Source organism: Microbacterium sp. 13-71-7, from assembly GCF_002257455.1.
GTDB lineage: Bacteria > Actinomycetota > Actinomycetes > Actinomycetales > Microbacteriaceae > Microbacterium.
The window spans coordinates 1-5,010 of sequence record NZ_NCKN01000265.1 but is presented as its reverse complement, the minus strand read 5'-3'; the positions used below and the strand labels follow the sequence as shown (position 1 = coordinate 5,010).

At 72.7% G+C, this 5,010-nt stretch carries 4 protein-coding genes; all 4 read right to left on the bottom strand.

The window, feature by feature from the left end; all coding sequences use genetic code 11:
- Positions 1-2: 2 nt before the first annotated feature.
- The 4 genes from B7X32_RS18345 to B7X32_RS18330 all read right to left on the bottom strand — a co-directional run bounded on the left by B7X32_RS18345 (position 3) and on the right by B7X32_RS18330 (position 4,826).
- Positions 3-1,166, bottom strand: a complete 1,164-nt coding sequence (locus tag B7X32_RS18345) for a histidinol-phosphate transaminase (RefSeq protein ID WP_292722961.1) — start codon at positions 1,164-1,166, stop codon at positions 3-5.
- Between the two features lie 212 nt (positions 1,167-1,378).
- A complete protein-coding gene (locus B7X32_RS18340; protein WP_292722958.1) occupies positions 1,379-3,148 on the bottom strand; it encodes a DUF255 domain-containing protein in 1,770 nt (589 codons plus the stop codon).
- Positions 3,149-3,319: 171 nt separating this feature from the next.
- Positions 3,320-4,156, bottom strand: coding sequence for an aldo/keto reductase (locus tag B7X32_RS18335; protein ID WP_292722955.1), 837 nt, complete (start codon positions 4,154-4,156; stop codon positions 3,320-3,322).
- A 70-nt stretch (positions 4,157-4,226) separates the two neighbouring features.
- A complete protein-coding gene (locus tag B7X32_RS18330) occupies positions 4,227-4,826 on the bottom strand; it encodes a TetR/AcrR family transcriptional regulator (protein WP_292722952.1) in 600 nt (199 codons plus the stop codon).
- Positions 4,827-5,010: the final 184 nt, after the last annotated feature.

The window sequence follows — 5,010 nt, the reverse complement described above, 5'->3', positions numbered from 1 at the left end:
CGTCATGCGGTCGCCTCCTCGCGAACGGCAGCGGTGGGGTGAGCGGAGCTCGGGGTCGCGCCTGCGGCGAGGGCCGCTGCGACGCGGTCGATGTCCTCGGCGGATCCGGCGGAGATCCGCACGCCCTCGCCGGGGAAGGTCCGGGCGACGACGGCGCCGTCGTGCAGGAGCTCGTCGAGCTCGACGGCGCGCTCCCCCGCAGGGACCCAGACGAAGTTCGCCTCGGAGGGCACGGCGGGCCAGCCGGCGTCGACGAGCACGTCGTGCAGGCGGTCGCGCTGCGCGGTGACCTCGGCGATGCGCACGGCGAGCTCGTCCTGCGCGTCGAGGGACGCGACCGCGGCCGCCTGCGCCAGGTCGGTGACGCCGAACGGGACCGCGACCTTGCGCTGGGCAGCGGCGATCCCGGCGGGAGCGATGGCGTAGCCGATGCGCAGGCCCGCGAGCCCGTAGGCCTTGGAGAACGTGTGCAGGACGGCCACGTGCGGGTAGCGGCGGAACAGTTCGAGACCCGCGCCGCGCTCGGGGTCGGTCGCGCCGGGCTCCTCGGCGAAGTAGCGCGAGCCGTCGAAGTGCACGTAGGCCTCGTCGATCACGACGAGCACGTCGCGCGGCACCGCGGCCACGAAGCGCTCCAGCTCCTCCGGACCGACGACCGTGCCGGTGGGGTTGTTGGGGTTGCACACGAAGATCAGGCGGGTGCGCTCGGTGACGGCCGCGAGCATCGCGTCGAGGTCGTGCCGGTGCTCGGCGTCGAGCGGCACCATGACCGGCGTCGCGCCCGCGATGCGCACGAGGGACGGGTAGGCCTCGAAGGAGCGCCAGGCGAACATGACCTCGTCGCCCTCGCCTGCGGTCGCGTGGATGAGCTGCGAGGCGAGCTCCACGGATCCGGCGCCGACGGTGACGAGGGCGGGGTCGACCCCGTAGCGCTCGGAGAGGCGGCCGATGATCTCGGGAGCCGCCATCTGCGGGTAGCGGTGGATGGACCCGAGCCGATCGGCGATCGCCGAGACCACGGACGGCAGCGGCGGGTGCGGCGATTCGTTCGAGGAGAGCTTGGAGGCGCCGTCCGGAGCGGAGCGCCCCTGCTTGTAGGCCGGTACGGCGTCCAAGCGCGCGTTGGTCGGCGGGGTGGCCGGGGGCGTGGTGACAGGGAGGGTCATCGTCGAGGCGTCCTTGCTGCGTTCGTTCGGGCCGGTGGGGAGGCGCGTCGGGCGGCAGGGCCGGAGCGGCGACGTCGCCGGGGTCCGGCCACTGTATCCGCGGCCCGGATCGCTGGACAAACGGATCAGCAACTTCTGCGCATGTCGCACAGTCTGCCGAGAGTCCGCGCAGTCCGCCTGGTCAGAATGTACAGCAGTCGCGGGATCGTCGCTCAGCGTGCGATGGAGACGAGCGCGGGATCCGAGACCGGCAGCAGGCAGACGAAGCCCCGGCAGTCGTGCACGACGCCGTCGACGCCGTCGCGCTCCTCGAACAGCGTGAAGCCCGCCGCCGCGAAGCCCCGCACCTGCTCCGGGGTCAGCACCGCGGTGAGGTCGGCGTCGGCGGCGCGCGCGGCGATCGCGAGCGGCCCGCGCGGCTCGGAGGTCACGGCGACGACCTGCCGCTGCGGCCGGGCCAGCCCCGCCGCGGCGCGCAGCAGCGCGCCGGATCCGAACGGGTGCCGCAGCGCCTGGCCTGCACGCGCCGCGACCAGGGCCGCGGCGCGCTCGCGGTGCTCCTCCCCTGCGCCGAGTCGCCACGCGGTGAGTTCGGCGGCCGCCCGCGCGGATGCGCCGGAAGGCAGATCCCCGTCACCGCCGTCCGTGGCCGCGGGGATCGCGTACGCGGCGAGCACCGGATCGGCGTCCGCATCCGCGGCGAGCACCTCGAGCCCGCGCGTCGCCCAGCGCGCGTCCCCCGAGGCCAGCGCGAGGGCGAACAGCCCGTCCGCGAGCAGCCCGAGATCGGCGTCCGTGGCGACCGCGGCCGAGGGCTCCCCGTCCAGCGACGTGCGCACGAGCCGCCCTTCCGCATCCCGGTTCACGGCCAGCACGGTCTCCGCGGCGCGGACCGCCGCATCGATCCACGCCGGCTCGCCGAGGACCGAGCCGGCGCGGGCGAGCGCGCCGATCGCGAGCCCGTTCCAGCCCGTGATGACCTTGCCATCGACGGCCGGCGGCTGCAGCCCGGCCCGTGCGGCGACAGGGCGGCGGTAGTACCCGCCCTCGCTGCGCTGCCCGTCGATCACCGACTCGGAGTCCTGCGCGGCGCCGAAACCGCCGTCCGGACGCTGCAGCTCGGTGAGCAGGAACGCCGCGATCCCGCGCGCCACGTCCGGGCTCTCCGCATCGATCGCCACGTCGAGCAGCTGCGCGTTGTCGATGAGCATGCGCTCGTAGTGCGGCACGGACCAGTCCTGCTGCGTGGCGTAGCGGAAGAACCCGCCGTCCTCGTCTCGCAGTTCGGACGCGGCCATCGCGTCGAGCGCCCGCTCCACGACGTCGGTGCGCCCTTCGGCCTGCAGGAAGCGCAGGGTCGTGGCGACGGGGAACTTCGGGGCCGTGCCGAAGCCGCCGTACCGCCGGTCCTCGCGGCCGACGATCTCCTCCGCGGCCGCGGCGAGCGCCGCCTCCTCGGGCAGCGGCGAGGGATCCGTCGCGTCGGAGGACTCCAGCGCGTCGGCCACCGCAGCGGCGAGGTCCTCGACCTCCGCGCGACGGTCGGTCCACGCCTCGCGGACGGCCGCGAGCACGGTCCCGAACGCCGGCATCTGGCCTCGGGCCACGGGCGGGAAGTACGTGCCGGCGTGGAAGGCCCGCCCGGACGGCGTGGTGAACACGGTGAGCGGCCAGCCCAGATCGGGCGTGAACGCCGAGGCCGCCGCCATGTACGCGGCATCGACCTCGGGATGCTCCTCCCGGTCGACCTTGACCGCCACGAAGCCGCGGTTCAGCGCCTCGGCCGTGGCCGGGTCCTGGAACGACTCCCGCGCCATGACATGGCACCAGTGGCAGGTGGAGTATCCGATCGAGATCAGCACGGGCACGTCCCGGCGGCGGGCCTCCGCGAACGCCTCCTCACCCCAGGGATACCAGTCCACGGGGTTCTCGGCATGCGCGCGCAGATAGGGGCTGCCGGTGCCGGCGAGGCGGTTGGTCATGACTTCACGCTACGCCGGGCCGGGCCCACCCGTGGTCGTTGAGCGAGCGCAGCGAGACCCCTGGTCGTTGAGCGAGCGCAGCGAGACGAAACGCGGCGCTCTCGCGAGAGCACCGCGTTTCGTCTCGGTCGGCTTCGCCGTCCTCGCTCAACGCCCCCGGGGGGCGGGAGGTCAGTTGACCTCGTCCGGGTGCGAGGCGACGCGGCCGGATCCGTCACCAGGGTCGAGCGCCGAGATCGCGGCGAACTCGACGTCGCTCAGCGCGAAGTCGAACACGTCGAGGTTCTCCCGCAGGCGCTCTGCGCGCACCGACTTCGGGAAGACGATGTTGCCCTTCTGCAGGTGCCAGCGCAGCACGACCTGCGCAGGGCTCTTGCCATGGGCCGCCGCGGCCTCCGCGATGGCCGGGATGCCGAACAGGTCGTACTTGCCCTGGCCGAGCGGCCCCCACGCCTCGATCTTCACGTCGTGGTCGCGCGCCCAGGAGCCGACGTCGCGCTGCTGGTACGCGGGGTGCAGCTCGATCTGGTCGACCGCGGGGGTGACGCCGGTCTCGGCGACGATGCGCTCCAGGTGCGGCACGAGGAAGTTGGAGACGCCGGCGGAGCGGGCGAGACCCCGGTCGCGGATCTCGACGACCTTCTCCCAGGCGTGCACGTAGTTGTCCTTGGCGGGGGTCGGCCAGTGCACGAGGTACAGGTCGACGTGATCGAGGCCGAGCTTCTCCAGGCTCTCCGCGATGGCCGCATCGGGGGCGTCGCCGTCGTGGCGGTCGTTCCACAGCTTGGTGGTCACGAACAGCTCGTCGCGCGGGATGCCGCTCTTGGCGATCGCCGCACCGACGCCCGCCTCGTTGCCGTAGATCGCCGCCGTGTCGATGTGGCGGTAGCCGATCTCGAGGGCCTCGCTGACCGTGCGCTCGGTATCGGCCGGATCGACCTTGAAGACTCCGTAGCCGAGCTGAGGGATCGTGTGGCCGTCATTGAGCAGGATTCCGGGGATCGTCATGGATCCAGCCTAGGTTCCCTCATCGGCCCGCGGGCCGGCGCCTTCGTCCTGGTCCGTGCGGGACAAGCGCTCAGCGCCTCGGCGCAAGCGCCGCGTACGCGCGAGCGGCGAGCGCCGCAGGGGATCCGGCCCCGCGCACCCCGGCCTTCGTCCTCGACCACTCCTCCAGCCCGATCCGGATCGCCTCGGTCGCCGCGGCGGCGAGCACGCGTGCGGCGAGCCGGTCGCGCTCGCCGCGTTCGGCGATGAGGCCGACGAGGCGCTCCTCGGACTCGTGGTTCACCCGGTGCCAGACGGCCCTGAGCTCCCTGTCCTCGGCGAGCGCACGCAGCAGCGGGCGCATGCGAGAAAGGCCTTCGGCCTCCTCGGGCGTCTCCGGGGTGAGCTGCGCGGCGAGGACCGCGGGGATCGCGACCGCCGGCTCCTCCTCGGCCTCTTCGAGCGCGGCCTGCCAGCGCGCGGCGCCGATCTCGAGGACCGGGGCGACTGCGTCCTCCTTCGTCGCGAAATAGCGGTAGAAGGTGCGCAGCGAGACTCCGGAGGCCTCCGCGATCTCGGCCGCGGTCACCTGCGCGACGCCGCGCTCGGCGAACAGGCGCGCCGCCTCCGTGGCGATCTCGCCGGCGGTCGCGGCCTTGCGACGCGACATGAGTCCGGTGCGGGTCTGCATGCTCCGAGCGTACGGGAATACCTTCCGTTTCATGGTGTTATGTGTCAATATGGCACGTTGTGCCACTCAGGCACGACAAGACTTCCCAGAAAGAAGGATTTAGGCGATAATCTGATCGGCCAAGTTGCTAAAACTCACCTTGATATCCCCGTGGAAAAACCATCCGCCCACGCCTTGGGCATGG

What these genes read in the sequence shown, in the direction of transcription:
- B7X32_RS18345 (WP_292722961.1), bottom strand. Translation starts at nt 1,166, where the DNA reads ATGACCCTCCCTGTCACCACGCCCCCGGCCACCCCGCCGACCAACGCG.
- B7X32_RS18330 (WP_292722952.1), bottom strand. Translation starts at nt 4,826, where the DNA reads ATGCAGACCCGCACCGGACTCATGTCGCGTCGCAAGGCCGCGACCGCC.
- B7X32_RS18340 (WP_292722958.1), bottom strand. Translation starts at nt 3,148, where the DNA reads ATGACCAACCGCCTCGCCGGCACCGGCAGCCCCTATCTGCGCGCGCAT.
- B7X32_RS18335 (WP_292722955.1), bottom strand. Translation starts at nt 4,156, where the DNA reads ATGACGATCCCCGGAATCCTGCTCAATGACGGCCACACGATCCCTCAG.